Raw genomic sequence first — 14,421 nt, 5'->3', positions numbered from 1 at the left:
TACGGATCAGCCGTCGACGGACTCCGCGGCGAGGGTGGCCTGAGGACTAGGACTCGCCGCGGCGGCTAAGGAGGAGCAGACCCGCGAACACGGATTCAGGCTATCACCCGGCTCGGGGACAGCGCGGACGGCTCGCGACAGTCAGTTCCGCGTCGCCGCCGGCGGGCGCACGACGAGCACGGTGACGTTGTCGTGCCCGCCCGCCGCCACCGCGGCCTCCACCAGCACAGCGGCCGGGTCGGCGGGATCGCCGGCGAGGATCTCCTCGATGGTCTGGTCGTCCAGCTCCCGGGTGAGGCCGTCGGAGCACACCAGGAAGGTGCGTGAGTCGTCCACGGGCAGCAGCGAGCTGTCGGTGTCCACGAAGTCCTCCGCCCCGAGCGCCCGGGTGATGACGTTGCGCTCCGGGTGCACGGCGGCCTGCTCCGGAGTGATCAGCCCGGCGTCGACCAGTTCCTGGACCGCGGAGTGATCGACGGTCAGCCTGCTCAGCGCACGGCCGTCCCAGCCGTAGACCCGGGAGTCGCCGACGTTGACGACCATCCACTCCTCCGCGGCCCGCTCGGGGACGCGCACGCGCACGACCCCCGAGAGCGTCGTGCCCGCGACCGCGGCGCCGGTCTCCTGGGCGTCCGACAGCGCCCGGACCGCGGCGTTCGCCTCGTCGATAGCGGTGATGACCTCGTCCGGCGTGGGCGTGGCACCGGCCGGGAGGGTGCGGGCGAGGCTCTCGACGGCCGTGCGGCTCGCGACGTCGCCGCGCGCGTGGCCGCCCATCCCGTCGGCCACCACGAAGACCGGGTCCTGCGCGAGGTAGCTGTCCTCGTTGATCTGCCGGACTGCTCCGGTGTCGCTGCGGGCGCTCACCTCGACGCGGGAAGTCATGTGCGGGGGTCCTCCGGGGAGCTCTCGGCCGGGCCGGCCTCTGCGGTCGTGGTCGCCGGGACGTCATCCCCGTGGATGGCCTCCGAGACGGTGGTGCCGCTCAGACGCAGCTTCACCAGACTAGCGACGGTCGCCACGGTCATCGAGCCCACGATCACCGCGAGCGATGTCCAGGTGCTGATGTCCGGCGCCCATTCGATGTGCTCGCCGTTGTTGATGAACGGCAGCGTGTTCTCGTGCATGGCGTGGAAGACGAGCTTGACGCCGATGAAGCCGAGGATGAACGCGATCCCGTACTTGAGGTACACGAGCTTGTCGAGCAGGTGCCCCAGCAGGAAGTAGAGCTGCCGCAGCCCCATCAGGGCGAAGACGTTCGCCGTGAAGACGATGAACGGGCTCTGGGTGATGCCGAAGATCGCCGGGATCGAGTCGAGCGCGAACAGCAGGTCGGTGGTGCCGAGGGCCAGGAAGACGATGATCAGCGGCGTGAACATGCGCCGGCCGTTCACCATGGTGCGCAGCTTGTTGCCCTCGTACTGGTCGGAGACCTTCAGCCGGCGCCGCGCGAAGCGGATGAAGGGGCTGTCGTCAGCGCCCTCCTCGTCGTGGTTCCCGAACGCCTGGTTGAACGCCGTCCAGAGCAGGAACGCACCGAACAGGTAGAAGATCCAGCTGAAGCTCGCGATCAGGCCGGCGCCGAGCACGATGAACACGCCGCGGAACAGCAGCGCCAGGATGATGCCCACCATGAGCACCTCCTGCTGATACTTCCTGGGCACCGCGAACCGGCCCATGATGATCACGAAGACGAACAGGTTGTCGATGCTCAGGCTGTACTCGGTCAGCCAGCCGGCGAGGAACTGCCCGGCGTGCTCGGCGTCGCCGATCAGCAGCATCAGCAGCGCGAAGATCAGCGCCAGCACGACGTAGAACACCACCCAGAGCGCGGACTCCTTCGGGCTCGGGATGTGCGGCCGCTTGAAGACGATCAGGAGGTCGAAGGCGAGGATGAGCAGCAGGACGACGAAGCTGCCGATCTCGAACCAGAGCGGGAGGGCGAGTTCCAACGGAGGGACCTTTCGAAGGGTTGCGGGACGGACCCGAAAGTCTCTCCCGCACATCCGTGCCGCTGCGCCCGGGCCCGAGCGGACCGTGATGACGTGCACAGCGCGAGACCGTCCGGCCTCTTCGGGATACTCCCCTTCGCGAGCACCAAGTCTAGCGGGTCGACGGGTATCGTCCCCACCATGCGGCGCGAGGAATTCGACAGCACGGCGATCGCGTCGGCGGGCTACGACGCCGACGCCGCGGTCCTGGAGATCGAGTTCGGCTCGGGCGGCCTCTACCGCTATCTGCTCGTGCCGGCCCGGGTGTGGCGCGAACTGCGCGCGGCCGAATCACCAGGCCGGTACTTCGCGGAGAACATCCGGGACCGGTTCCCGGAGGAGTGGGTGCCGTAGACCGCGGTCGGCGCTGCGGGGTCAGCGCTGTGGGGTCAGCGCTGGGCGAGCAGCGCCGCCTGCCGTTCGTGCACGCCGGCCACCCAGTCGTACGTGGCGTCGGGACCGAGCCGCGGGTCGTCCGCGGGATGCTCGCCGGCGCGCAGGGCGAGCAGGTACGCGCGGTCGAGCTCGATGCGCTCCCGGAGGCCGTCGGCTCCCGTAACGGAGCCGTGACCCGGGATGACCGCCTCCACGCCGTCCGCGATGCCCTCGACGAGCGTCAGGGCGGCGAGGTAGTCCTCGATCGGGTCCGCCGCGCTGTGGTCCACGAGCGGGACGAGCACGTCGGAGAGCAGGTCGCCTGCGACCAGGACGCCGCGCTCCTCGATCAGCAGCGCGGCATGGCCCGCCGCGTGCGCCCGGTGCTCGACGACCCGGACGCGCGGCCCGTCCCACGGGATCCACTCGGCGCCGTCCGGGAGGGCGGTGAGCTCGCCGAAAAGGGTGAGCGGCACCCGCTCGACAATGTCCGCCGGGATCATCGGGGCCAGCCGCTCCCGCCAGCCGTCGTTCGACAGGAAGGCCCGGATCGCGCCGGCGGCCGCCGCAGTTGCGAAGCGGGGCGCCGCGCCGAACGCGGGATGCCAGAGCACGTGATCCCAGTGCGGGTGCGTGGCGAACCCGGCCGCGACCGGCTGCCCCGCCGCGCGCAGGTCCGCCGCGATGTCGGCGAGCTCCCCGTCCAGGATCCCCGGGTCGACCAGCAGCGCACCCGCGTCGCCGTCGACCACGACGGTGTTGGTCTGGCAGAACTCGCTCTGATGGACACGCACACCCTGGGCGACCGGCTTCAGCATGCTGGCGACGGTAGCAGACGGTCGTGTCGGAGCGGGGGTCGCGGGGGGCAAGAAAAAAGCCCGCTTCAAACACGCGGTGCCCCCTCCCTCGCCTGCTCACAAAGTCGACGGCGGCGCAGGTCACGATCCGACTTCGACTCAGCTGCGCGGCGCCTCTCGCCCAATTCACGGGGCGCTTAGAGTAACAACATGGGCGACCCTGAAGCAGATTTGACGACCGCATGGGGCGACGTCACCACTGCGTTGGCCGAGGCAGACCCGGGCCTACTGGCCACTCTGAACCCCCCGGCAGGCGAGCAGGAAATCGCCCGATTGATGGACGCGGTGGCGCCGCTCCACGTCCCCCCTGATCTGCTTCTCTATCTACGTCTCGCGAACGGACAGGACCAGAGCTCCTGGTGGCCGACATTGGATTGCGGTCCACTCTTGTCAGTCGACCAAATCATTGCGAAATACAACTTCAACCAAGCTGGAAACGGCTTCGCGTGGAGTTCCCACTGGCTACCGCTCGCGCAATCCGGTTGGTCGCGCGCGGCAATTGAGTTGGTCGCGGATAGACCGGCACTGTTGATCAACGTGGAACTGACGGATCCGCCATTCGTATGCGCCCCCTCCATCGCATCGATGTTTCGAGCGACAGCGGCGCTAGCCCGGACAGGTCTGATTACCCGCCCGATTCCTCCGGACTTCAGCAAGACGTCGACGGATGATGCAGCGGCCTGGATGCGAGGCGCCCGCGACTGGCGCGACCGAAGCAGAGCGTTTCTGTCCGCTTTCTATGCGCGCGAGGGCTGGGAGGTAGAGCACATCCCGGTCGAAACCCCGATCGATGCTCCACACTGGCCCGCCGAGTGGAGAGACGCCCCCGAAACGACGCCGTGAATCATCCGCAGTCTGAGTGCCCCGCATCACGCAGCCAGGCGATGACGAATCCAGACGGCCTGGTCTGCTTCGAGGACCGTTTCGAAGCCGATATCGGTGTCGGCGATCGCGTAACCCGACACGATGAGGTAGCGGAGCGCGCCGCGAACTTCGTCGACGGTCGTCGCCAGACGTAGCGCAAGTTTTCGAGGAGTCGACCGCAGCCCCTGCACACCGGCCCAGCGGAGCGCACGACTCAGATCTGTGGCGAGCAATCCGTGGAGGTGACGCAGAGTGTTCAGTCGAATTCTGCGGATGCTGTCGGGGTCATGCCCTTCCCGTGCACGTCGTACCCAAGCCGGCTCTGGCGCCGGATTGGGGATGAGGAGCTGAACGCCGGTCCTTTCCTCACTGACCAGCAGACCCAGGTCGAGCATTGCATCGAGGGCTTCTCCGGCGGTCAGCGGTGTGGCTCGACCGGTCAGTTCTGCCAGCTGGTCGGGCTCATCGCGAGACGGCGGGATCACTTGGTCCAGCGCGTCCGCGCCTCCCCGTTCGAATGGCGCTCTCCTGCGCACCATGAGGCGAGCGAGTTCGTCCTCTGAGGTCGGCCCTCCCGCCGACCAGAGCGCAGACCGAACGGATTGAAACACGGCAGAGGGCCAGAGCACCTCATACCAGCCGCTGACCTCCACAGCGCGAAGGGCCGCGCTCCAAGGGTCTGGAGCGTTCCTGTAGAGGGCACCCTCGCCGGCGAGGCGGCGCGGTCCGCCTGCGAGCGGATCTGGGTCGCCATCCGTCGGAAAGAAGCGCAGCAGCCACTGCTCCGGTGGGAGGGCGTCGCCCAGGACGTCGTCGCCGTAGTAATAGCGGTGACGTCCGGTCGCGTAGACCTGCACACGGGCGTTGCCGACACCGGTGACGTCGAGCCTGGCGCTCGAGGGGTCGAAGCCTGCGATCTCCATGGGCCCGCCGTCTGGCACCTCGACGAACGGGAGTTCGTCGGCGTCCTCCCAGTTCTCAGCGACCGGCGGCCGGGAGTCCCATCTCTCAGCGCGCACGTGCACTCGTGCGTACTTGGTACCGCACGACGCAGAAAGAGCGCCGTGTGTGGTCAGCGCGAAGGTTCCGACATCGGAATCCGGACCGGTCGACTGATACGCGGACAGAATGGCGAAATCGGTATCGAAGGTGGTCTCGACGACGTCCACGATGCGGGGCATGCCTCACACCATAACGACGGACGCGATGCGTAACCGCCCCACGATCTGGGGGTGATTCGCCTGCCGCGGATTCTCGGAGTTGCCGCGTTGGCCAGCATCACCGCGGATGTCTACGGCCGACCTCTTCGAGGATGACCTAGACGCTGTTTCGATCGCTCTGGATGACACTGCTATGAAATCGAATGTTGCCGAAGCGTTGCCACGAACCCGGTTCACGCCACCGACTATCGACCAAGAAAAATGCCCGCTTCCCTTGAAAATCAAGGGAAGCGGGCGATTGTGACCCCAGCGGGATTTGAACCCGCGTTACCGCCGTGAGAGGGCGACGTCCTAGGCCGCTAAACGATGGGGCCGTCTTGCAACTCATCGATAATGCCACAGATCGTGGGCTACCGCCAAAACGGGGCAGTCGGCCCGGGAGTGTCGTGGGGCCGTCAGGCGAGGACGCGGACCGCGCCCGGCACGACCGCGACCTCGACGGGGAGGGGGCCGATGCGCTCGCCGTCGGCGTATGCGACGACGCCCTCCGCCTCGATCCGCACCGTGCTGAGGCTGCGGAACGAGACCTCGGGAAGGCCGGTGTGCTCGCCGCGGAACACCTTCGGGAACAGCCGGAGGAAGCGCGGGCGCGACATCCTCGTCACCACGAAGAGATCGAGGCGGCCGTCGGCGAGGTCGGCGTGCGGGACGATGCGCATTCCGCCGCCGAGCGAGCGGTTGTTGGCGACCGACACCAGCATCGCCTCCGTGACGATCGGCTCGCCGTCGGCGACGATCCGGTACGGGCGGGCGTGCAGCACGGCCAGCTCGCGCAGCAGGGCGAAAATGTAGCGGCTGCGGCCGCGCGGGCGGGTCATCCGGTTGGCGCGCTCGTTCACGGTCGCGTCGAAGCCCGCGGAGAGCACGCAGCCGAACCAGGTGCTGAGCTCGGCGTGCTGCTCGCCGTGCCGGACCAGTCCGGCGTCGATGGTGCGCGGCGGGCGCCCCAGCGCCTCCAGGAGCCGGTCGATCGCGGCTTCGGCGTCGTCGGTGGGGATGCCGAGCCCGTCGGCGAGGTCGTTGCCCGTCCCGCTCGGGACGATCCCCAGCGGCACCGGGGTCTGCGCGACGATGTTGATGCCGAGATTCGCCATCCCGTCTCCCCCGACGACCACGAGCGCGTCGGCGCCGGCTTCGACGGCGCGGGCCGTCTCCCGGCGCAGCAGCTCGAAGTTGGCCTCGTACACCGGGACCACCGTGTGGCCGGCGGCGCGCAGCCGCTCGACGACGCGCGGCCCGACGTCGCGGCGTCGCCCGAAGGACGCCAACGGGTTCACCGCGACGACGACGGTCCGAGGGGTGACAGGCATAGACCACGACTATGGCACAACGGCCGTCCGCGGCCGCGCGACACGACCGGACCGAGGGCCGCCGGCCGTGGAGGATGATGGACGCATGAGACTGACGAAGTTCGAACACGCAGCGCTGCTCCTCGAGGATTCCGGGAAGAAGCTCTTCATCGACCCGGGCTCCTTCACGTCGCCGCTGACGGACACCGCGAACACCGCGGCCGTCGTGATCACGCACGAGCACGCCGACCACTGGACTCCCGAGCAGCTGAACCGGGTCCTCGAACTGAATGCTGACGTGCCGATCTTCGCGCCGGAGGGCGTGGCCAGGGCGGCGGCGGACTTCGACATCACGGTGGTGCACGCGGGCGACACCGTGGAGGCCGGCCCGTTCACGCTTCGCTTCTTCGGCGGACGCCACGCCGTCATCCACGAGAGCATCCCCGTGGTCGACAACCTGGGCGTGCTGGTCAACGACGAGCTGTACTACGCGGGCGACTCGTTCGTCATCCCGGAGGGCGTCGAGCTCGACGTGCTGGCGGTGCCCGCGGGAGCGCCGTGGATGAAGGTCGCGGAGACGATCGACTACGTGCTCGCGACGAAGCCGAAGCGCAGCTTCTCCACCCACGAGATGGTGCTGTCGCGAGCGGGCAAGGACCTGTCGAACTCGCGGATCGCGTGGGCGACCGAGCAGAACGGCGGCGAGTTCTTCGCGCTCGAGCCGGGCGACTCCCTGGACCTGTGAGCGACCGGCGCCCGAGGGCCCGAGGCGCGAACGGCCGAGCCGCGAGCGCACCCCTGTGACGCGGGCCGCAGCCTCCCGCCCGGCGGTCGTCTGGTTCCGCGACGACCTCCGGGTGGCCGACAACCCCGCCCTCGACGCCGCCGCGCGCACCGGCCGGCCGGTGGTCTGCGTGTACGTCTGGGACGACCGGTCCCCCGGCCTGCGGCCACCGGGCGGCGCCGCGCGGTGGTGGCTGCACCACAGCCTCACCGCGCTCGACGCCGAGCTCCGGGCGCGCGGCTCCCGACTCGTCGTGCGGCGCGGCGGCGCGGAGCGCGAGGTCGCCGCGCTGGTCGCCGACGTCGACGCGCAGGCACTGTTCTGGAACCGCCGCTATGGCGGCGCGGAGCGGCGGATCGACACCGCGGTGAAGGCCTCGGCACGGGAGGCCGGGATCGAGGTGGAGAGCTTCGGTGCGAGCCTGCTCTTCGAGCCCTGGACCATCCGCACCGGCTCCGGCACGCCCTTCTCTGTGTTCACCCCGTTCTGGCGGGCATGCCGGTCGGCGCCCGCGCCGCGGAGGCCGCTCGCCGCCCCGGAGCGGCTCGTCCAGCCGCCTGCCGTGGACGGTCTCGCGATCGACGACCTCGGCCTCCTGCCCACCGGCCCCGACTGGGCGGACGGCCTCCGCGACACCTGGGAGCCCGGCGAACGGGCGGCGCACGACGACCTCGACCGGTTCGCCGCAGACGGTCTCGCCCGCTACCGCGACGACCGGGACGTCCCCGGCGTGGCCGGCACGTCCCGGCTGTCCCCGCGCCTGCGCTGGGGTGAGCTCAGCCCGCACCAGGTCTGGCACGCGGTCACGGCGGAGCGCGACCGCAGCCGCGCCCCCAGCGGCGCCGTCGCCGAAGGCGCCGCGACCTTCCTCGCCGAGCTCGGCTGGCGCGAGTTCGCCTATCACACGCTCTTCGAGCACCCCGAGCTCGCCACCGTCAACATCCATCGCGAATACGACTCCTTCCCCTGGCCCCGCCTGCAGCCGTCCGTGCTGCTCGCCTGGCAACAGGGTCGCACCGGCGTCCCACTGGTGGACGCTGGAATGCGGGAACTGTGGAGAACCGGAGTCATGCACAACCGGGTGCGGATGGTCGTCGCGTCGTTCCTCACCAAGAACCTGCTGATCGACTGGCGGCACGGCGAGCAGTGGTTCTGGGACACCCTGGTGGACGCCGACCCCGCCAGCAACCCGTTCAACTGGCAGTGGGTCGCCGGCTCCGGAGCCGACGCCGCGCCGTACTTCCGGGTGTTCAACCCGGAACTGCAGCGCACGAAGTTCGACCGGCACGGCGACTACGTGCGGCGGTGGGCGCCCGAGTGGGACACCGACGCCTACCCGCAGCCGATCGTCGACCTGGCCGAGTCCCGGCGGGCGGCGCTCGCCGCCTACGACGCCGTCAAGCGGGCGTCGGCTCAGCGCGCGTGATCAGCGCGCGTGATCGGCGAGGATCTGATCCACGTCGATCTCCCGCAGCAGCGCTGGCCAGTCGAGCCCGCGCGCGACGTCGGCCAGCTCTTCGTCTGCCAGGACCTTGCCGCTGCGCTCCACGACGATCCCCGCCGGCAGCTTGCGGTTCAGCTCGGCGAGGATGGCGTCGTCCACGGCCTCGGTGTCGAAGTCGGCGCCGACCTGCGCGTAATAGTCGGAGGACAGCGTGTAGGAGACGATCCCGGTTTCGATCTGAGCCATGAGCGGCATCGTAGACCGGCGGGCAGGACCGCCGTCAAGCCCCGCGCTCGGCCGCCCAGGCGGCGATCTCCGATCGCCGGGACGCACCGAGCTTCGCCAGGATGTGCTCGACGTGCGTCGAGACGGTCTTCGGCGCGATGTGTAGAGCGGCGGCGATCTCGCGGTTGGTCGCCCCTCCCGCGATCTGCGCGGCGACCTCCTGCTCCCGCGCGCTGAGCGTCGAGGGCTCGGCCCCCTCGGCCAGCCGCGCAGCCAGCTCGCCGGTCCGGCGCTCCAGCACTGAGCCGTGCGCTCTCGTGCGCGCCTCGGCCACCAGGGCGGCGGCCTCCGCGGGACTCCGCGTGCGCCGGGCGCACTCGGCACGATCCAGGATCGCCTGCGTGCCCTCCCACCAGCGGCCGATCCCATCCCAGCCGGCGGAGGCCGACGCGAACAGCTCCCTGGCTTCGGAGGGCCGGCGCTCGCGCAGCGCGAGGACGCCGGCCGCATGCTGGAGCGCGAACTCCGTCCCGGGGATGCGCCGGCGTTCGACGAGGGCGGTGACCCGCTCCAGCCAGCCGCGGGCGCCGGCGGCATCGCCCGCGGCGAGGAGGGCCCGGACCCCGGTGACCGCGAACGGGAAGACGTAGGCCGAGTCCTCGACGCGGTGCGACTCCTCTGCTGCGCGATCGCAGTACCGCGTCGCCGCCTCGTTATCACCCTCCAGCAGCGCCGTCTCGGCCAGCCCCCAGAGCGCGGGCGAGAGCCGCTGCAGCTCCTGCATGCGCTCGCCGATCTCCTCCGCCCGGCGCAGCAGCTCCTTCGCCCGGGCGAGGTCTCCGGACGACAGCGCGCAGTAGCCGAGCACGTGCAGGGCGGTGACCTCGGTCGTGATCCCGCCGTGGCCGTCCGCGAGCGCGTGGCCGGCGAGCTCGGCAGCGGCGCGGAGGTCGCCCGTGGCCCAGCGGACGTGCGCCAGGTGCGCGGTGAGATAGTGTGCGTCGTTCCAGCGTTCGATGCGCTCCGCGTAGGCGATCCCGTCCGCCAGCCACGCAGCGCCGCGTTCGTACTGCAGCAGGACCGACGCGGAGGAGCCGAGCATCCGATACGCGCGGGCGGCCGACCCCTCGCGGCCGTGCGCCGCGCCCTCCTCCGCCGCACGGCGCAGCAGGTCCCAGGCGGTCTCCCCCTCGCCTGCGAACGCCAGCACCGAGCCGAGCGTGACGTCGACATCCAGCCGATCGCCCTCACCGGTCAGGAGCGCGCCCGCCTCGACCGCGAGCCGTCTGGACTCGTCCAGCCGCCGTTCGAGCATGGCTGCCGCAGCCTGCGCGGCGAGCAGCCGGCCGCGCACCTGGACGGCCTCCGCACCGTCGTCGCCGTCGATCCAGCCGAGCGCAGCCCGGAGGACGGCCACCCGCGCCGGGTAGTCCGCTCCCAGGAGGTGCCGCGCCGCGACCAGAGCCGGCGCCACCGCCGCGGCCTCCCGGTCGGCGCCCGCTGCCCGGTAGAGGTCGATCGCGCGGGAGAACTCGGCCTCGGCCTCCCGGTTGGCGTCCACGGCGGCGAGCTCGCTCCCCAGCCCCCGCAGGAGGTCGGCGCGGGTGCTGCCGTCTAGGCCGAGCGGCATGGTCCGCTGCGCGCGGCGGTAGAGGTCCGCGGCTTCGCGGTGCGCGGAGAGCGTCGATGCGCGCTCGGCCGCCCGCCGGGCGAGACCGTACGCCTCCCGCGCACGCCCTGCTCGCTCGGCGTGCACCGAGAGCAGCGCGTCCGACAGGCCGGCGCCGGCCTCGAGGACGCGACCGTGCATGGTGCGCCGGCGCGCGGACGGCACGGCGGAGTACACCGCGTCGCGGATGAGGGCGTGCCGGAAGTCGCACGAGCCGACCGCCGTGCGGACCAGGAAGTGCTGCCCGACGAGGTCGTCGAGGGCCGTGTCGCGCGCCGAGCGGTCCAGCTCGTCGCCGACGACCACTGCCAGCATCCGCGTGTCGAACTCGCGCCCGATCACGGCCGCCGCCTCGAGCACCGCTGCCGACGCAGGCGCCAGGCCCCGGGTGCGCGACAGCACCGCCGCCGCCACGGTCTCCGGCGCGCCGTCCGAGCCCTCGGCGAGCAGCTCCTCCACGTGCAGCGGGATCCCGTCGCTCACCGCGTGCAGTCGCCCGGCCTCCTCGGCCGACGGCTCGATCCCCCGGATGGCGACCAGCATGCGTGCGACGCCGTCGGGGTCGAGGCGCCCCGGCCGCACCTCCTCGGCCAGCCGGTGCCCCACCAGGTCGAGCCGCCACGCAGTGGCCTCCGCCGCCACCTCCAGGTCCTCCGTGCGGAAGGTGGCGACGACCATGCTCGGCCGCTCGCGGACCGCCGCCGCCACCCGGCGGAGGACGTCGAGCCCGAGCTGGTCCGCCCAGTGCACGTCCTCCAGGGCGAGGATGGTCGGGAGACGGAGCGCGGTGCCGAGCGTGGCGGCCAGCTCCGCGACCAGCAGCCGGCGCCGGGTCGATCGCGCTGCGGGATCCGCGTCGGCCCCCGCCGCGTCGCCGTGCAGCACCAGTCCCCTGATCCGCTCGGCGGCTGGACCGTCCCCCGCCTCGGCGAGGGACGCGGCGACGCCCAGCATCAGCATCCCCGGCGTCTCGCGGTCGTCCGCGTACGCGTCGGCGTGGACCCGGCGGAGGGTGCTGAGGGCGACGACCTCCTCCAGCAGTCGCGATTTGCCGATGCCGGCCTCGCCCGCGATGAGCAGCAGGCCGCCGCGGCCGTCCAGTGCCGCGGCCTGGCGGCGGCGCGCCAGCGCGAGCAGGTCGTCCCTGCCCACGAACACCGGGCACACGCGTTCGGCGCCCCGGTACGATGCCGGACCCGCATCCATGCGCGAAGCATAGCGCCGCACGCCCGCGCGCAGCACCGGGATCGGTCGGATGACCGATGCCGCGGTACCTGAGGCGCGGGAACACTGGCGTGCAGTGCGGGGCGACCGTCCCCGCCCACGAGGAGAGGAGCCGGTCATGGCTCGATTCATGGACGTGCACGACGGATTCGTCGGGGTCACGAAGGAGCAGCTCGCCGAGGCGCACGCCGCCGACCTGGCGGTCGAGGGCGAGGAGGGCGTGCACTTCGAGAGCGCCTGGCTCGACCCCGAGAGCGGCAAGGTGTTCTGCTTGTCCACCGGACCGTCGAAGGAGGCGGTGATGCGCGTGCACGAGAAGACCGGGCATCCCACCGAGCAGGTCTACGCCGTCGACATCGTGGTCTGAGGCAGCTGGGGCGTACAGTGCGCCGCATGACGGACCCACACGAGGAGGCGCCGCAGTCCCGCGAGACAGCGGAGACCCGGCAAACGGCGGAGACCCGGGCGCACGAGCTTCAGGACGCGGTCTCCGGACTCGGTGAGACGCCGGAGGACGCGCTGGAGGAGATCGCCGACCGGAACGACTCGCTCCGGGAACGCCTGCCCGACGACGACCTGAGCGCCGGCGGACAGGACCCCGAGCGCGCGGACGAGGCCGACGCGCCCCGCGGCGAGGGGGCACCCGGCCAGGGGTAGGCCGCGGCGGTCGTCCCTCACTGGGGACTGGGGCGCGCCCGTCGTCCTGCCTACGCTGGCAGGGATGAACGACGACGGACGGCGCACGACGCGCATGCGCGACCGTGCCCCGGGGGCCGCGGTCATGGAGCAGGTGGTGCGCCTGCACACGCAGTCGCCGCCGCGTTCGGCCCTCGCCCGGGCGCTCGGGGCGCGTCCGATCGACGCGGAGACCGAGCCCTGGTTCGCCGGCGCGCTCGGCGAGCGAGAGGTGGGCACGCTCCTCGACCGGCTCCCTGACGGCTGGAGCGCCTTCCACGCGATCCCGGTCGGCACCCGGCCGGACGCCTCCGGAGCCGTCGCGGACGTCGACCACATCGTGGTCGGGCCGCCCGGTGTGTTCGTCGTCAACACCAAGCACCATCGCGGTCAGCGGGTGTGGGTGGGCGAGCGCGCGGTCCTGGTCGCCGGCCAGAAGCAGCCCTACCTGCGCAACTCGGACCTGGAGGCGTCCCGCGTGCGCGGTGTGCTCGCGCAGGCGGGCATCGAGGCGCCGGTGACGGCCGTGGTGGCATTGGTGGGGACGAAGGAGGTCACCGTCCGGCAGCAGCCCCGCCGGGTGCTGGTGCTGCGGGCCGAGGGTCTGGTGCGGTGGCTGCTGCGGCGGCCGGCCGTCCTGGATGCTGCCACCGCCGCCGCCGCAGCGCGGCTGTTCGACGATCCGGCGACCTGGCGTCCGGTGGACTCGCCCGCCGACACGGTGGAGCGGTTCGCGCGCATCGAACGCGAGGTCAGGAACGCGCAGCTCGTGCGTGCCGGCTGGGGCGTCGCGATCGGGCTCGGCCTCGTCGCCGTCGCGCTCCCGCTCCTCCCGCTGCTCGGCCGGTAGCCCGCCGCTCGGCCGGTAGCCCGCTACGCGGCCGCTAGCCCGGTGCTCAGTCGCTGACGCGGACCGCGCTCGTGCGCATGGTGAGGGACGCCGCCTCGGGGTCGTAGGCGAGCTCCACGCGGATGGCGGTGACGTCCGCGAGCGAGCGCAGGTGCGTGCCGCCGCACGGGATCTCGACCACGCCGTCCGGCAGCTCCGCCCGCCAGCGCCGGCGCTCCCCCAGCCCGTCGCCGTCGCGCTCGATCGAGATGGCGAGCGCGGCCCCGGCCTGCGCCCAGCCCTCGAGCCGGGCGTTGGCGGCGTCCGTCACCGCGGCGAGCGCCTCCGGCAGCTCGGCGGCGGCGAAGCCCTTCTTCCGGAGGCTCTTGCCGATGCGGTACTCGTCCACCGAGCCGTCCGGGAGGATCCGCGAGGAGGCGATGGCGAGCTGGTCGAACGCGGGCTGTCCGCGGCCGTCGAGCAGGACCTCCTTCGTCCAGAGGCCGGCCAGCGCCTCGTCGAGGGCGAGGGACGCCAGATGGCAGGCCGTGTGACCGGTGGAGAGGGCGCGGCGGGTCTCCGCGTCGACCTCGACGGTGGCGGCGCCGCCGGGCTCGACGCCGGTCGCCTCTTCCACCAGGTGGCAGACGACGAAGGACCAGCCGTCGGTCCCGGTGCGCACCGGGGCGTCGCCGACGTGCAGGGTCGTCCCATCGGTCGCGCCGACGACCGCCCCGACGACGGGCACCGCACGGCCGTCGACCGTGAGTGTGCCGGTGTCCGCGGGCTGGTCGGGCCAGACCGGGTCGACCGGGTGGAAGGCGGTGCGGTCGAGGATCACCGCGCTGCGGCCGTCGGCCAGGGGCTCGACGTGCAGCACGGTTCCGGTCGAGGCGAGGTCGCCGTCGGGGTAGGTGACGACGGTGTCGGCGGCGGGGAGGGTCATCCGTCCAGCGTAGATGACCCTCCATCGGC

The 14,421-nt window shown here is 71.7% G+C and carries 15 protein-coding genes and 1 tRNA gene; 7 read left to right on the top strand and 9 right to left on the bottom strand.

The window, feature by feature from the left end; all coding sequences use genetic code 11:
* Positions 1–141 precede the first annotated feature (141 nt).
* Together AC3A3H_RS10915 and AC3A3H_RS10910 are read right to left on the bottom strand one after the other, a co-directional pair.
* Entirely contained in the window at positions 142–885 is a 744-nt protein-coding gene (locus AC3A3H_RS10915; RefSeq protein ID WP_487614581.1) for a PP2C family protein-serine/threonine phosphatase, read from the bottom strand.
* Positions 882–1,952, bottom strand: coding sequence for a TerC family protein (locus AC3A3H_RS10910; protein WP_487614580.1), 1,071 nt, complete (start codon positions 1,950–1,952; stop codon positions 882–884). The genes AC3A3H_RS10915 and AC3A3H_RS10910 overlap by 4 nt, the downstream gene beginning before the upstream one ends.
* Positions 1,953–2,132: 180 nt before the next feature.
* On the opposite strand from AC3A3H_RS10910, the gene AC3A3H_RS10905 reads away from it, so the two are divergent.
* Entirely contained in the window at positions 2,133–2,345 is a 213-nt protein-coding gene (locus AC3A3H_RS10905; protein WP_487614579.1) for a KTSC domain-containing protein, read from the top strand.
* Between the two features lie 35 nt (positions 2,346–2,380).
* Here AC3A3H_RS10905 and AC3A3H_RS10900 read toward each other — a convergent pair whose 3' ends face one another.
* On the bottom strand, positions 2,381–3,184 hold the full coding sequence (locus AC3A3H_RS10900) for an MBL fold metallo-hydrolase (RefSeq protein ID WP_487614578.1): 804 nt from the start codon (positions 3,182–3,184) through the stop codon (positions 2,381–2,383).
* A gap of 189 nt (positions 3,185–3,373) precedes the next feature.
* On the opposite strand from AC3A3H_RS10900, the gene AC3A3H_RS10895 reads away from it, so the two are divergent.
* Entirely contained in the window at positions 3,374–4,066 is a 693-nt protein-coding gene (locus tag AC3A3H_RS10895; RefSeq protein WP_487614577.1) for an SMI1/KNR4 family protein, read from the top strand.
* A 26-nt stretch (positions 4,067–4,092) separates the two neighbouring features.
* Here the strand turns inward: AC3A3H_RS10895 and AC3A3H_RS10890 are convergent, their stop codons facing one another.
* The 3 genes from AC3A3H_RS10890 to AC3A3H_RS10880 all read right to left on the bottom strand — a co-directional run bounded on the left by AC3A3H_RS10890 (position 4,093) and on the right by AC3A3H_RS10880 (position 6,617).
* Positions 4,093–5,268 (bottom strand): hypothetical protein, encoded by a 1,176-nt coding sequence (locus tag AC3A3H_RS10890; protein WP_487614576.1) that lies wholly within the window; start codon positions 5,266–5,268, stop codon positions 4,093–4,095.
* A gap of 280 nt (positions 5,269–5,548) precedes the next feature.
* A tRNA-Glu gene (locus AC3A3H_RS10885) sits at positions 5,549–5,621 on the bottom strand.
* An 81-nt stretch (positions 5,622–5,702) separates the two neighbouring features.
* Positions 5,703–6,617, bottom strand: a complete 915-nt coding sequence (locus AC3A3H_RS10880) for a diacylglycerol kinase family protein (RefSeq protein WP_487614575.1) — start codon at positions 6,615–6,617, stop codon at positions 5,703–5,705.
* A gap of 85 nt (positions 6,618–6,702) precedes the next feature.
* Between AC3A3H_RS10880 and AC3A3H_RS10875 the strand changes: the two genes are divergently transcribed.
* Together AC3A3H_RS10875 and AC3A3H_RS10870 are read left to right on the top strand one after the other, a co-directional pair.
* Positions 6,703–7,341, top strand: a complete 639-nt coding sequence (locus tag AC3A3H_RS10875) for an MBL fold metallo-hydrolase (RefSeq protein WP_487614574.1) — start codon at positions 6,703–6,705, stop codon at positions 7,339–7,341.
* A gap of 55 nt (positions 7,342–7,396) precedes the next feature.
* Entirely contained in the window at positions 7,397–8,806 is a 1,410-nt protein-coding gene (locus tag AC3A3H_RS10870) for a cryptochrome/photolyase family protein (protein ID WP_487614573.1), read from the top strand.
* Here the strand turns inward: AC3A3H_RS10870 and AC3A3H_RS10865 are convergent, their stop codons facing one another.
* Both AC3A3H_RS10865 and AC3A3H_RS10860 read right to left on the bottom strand, forming a co-directional pair.
* Positions 8,807–9,070 carry a hypothetical protein gene (locus tag AC3A3H_RS10865; protein WP_487614572.1) on the bottom strand — a complete coding sequence of 88 codons (264 nt, stop codon included), beginning with the start codon at positions 9,068–9,070 and terminating at the stop codon, positions 8,807–8,809.
* 34 nt (positions 9,071–9,104) lie between these two features.
* Positions 9,105–11,924 carry a helix-turn-helix transcriptional regulator gene (locus tag AC3A3H_RS10860; RefSeq protein WP_487614571.1) on the bottom strand — a complete coding sequence of 940 codons (2,820 nt, stop codon included), beginning with the start codon at positions 11,922–11,924 and terminating at the stop codon, positions 9,105–9,107.
* A 136-nt stretch (positions 11,925–12,060) separates the two neighbouring features.
* On the opposite strand from AC3A3H_RS10860, the gene AC3A3H_RS10855 reads away from it, so the two are divergent.
* The 3 genes from AC3A3H_RS10855 to AC3A3H_RS10845 all read left to right on the top strand — a co-directional run bounded on the left by AC3A3H_RS10855 (position 12,061) and on the right by AC3A3H_RS10845 (position 13,467).
* A complete protein-coding gene (locus AC3A3H_RS10855) occupies positions 12,061–12,309 on the top strand; it encodes an SCO4226 family nickel-binding protein (protein WP_487614570.1) in 249 nt (82 codons plus the stop codon).
* A gap of 26 nt (positions 12,310–12,335) precedes the next feature.
* Complete coding sequence (locus AC3A3H_RS10850; RefSeq protein WP_487614569.1) at positions 12,336–12,599, top strand: hypothetical protein; 264 nt, start codon at positions 12,336–12,338, stop codon at positions 12,597–12,599.
* A gap of 64 nt (positions 12,600–12,663) precedes the next feature.
* On the top strand, positions 12,664–13,467 hold the full coding sequence (locus tag AC3A3H_RS10845; protein WP_487614568.1) for a nuclease-related domain-containing protein: 804 nt from the start codon (positions 12,664–12,666) through the stop codon (positions 13,465–13,467).
* Positions 13,468–13,513: 46 nt separating this feature from the next.
* On the opposite strand, the gene AC3A3H_RS10840 is transcribed toward AC3A3H_RS10845, so the two are convergent.
* On the bottom strand, positions 13,514–14,392 hold the full coding sequence (locus AC3A3H_RS10840; RefSeq protein ID WP_487614567.1) for an alanyl-tRNA editing protein: 879 nt from the start codon (positions 14,390–14,392) through the stop codon (positions 13,514–13,516).
* Between the last annotated feature and the right edge of the window lie 29 nt (positions 14,393–14,421).

Source organism: Leifsonia sp. Soil_N53, from assembly GCF_057655165.1.
This window is presented reverse-complemented; position numbering and strand designations above follow the sequence as displayed.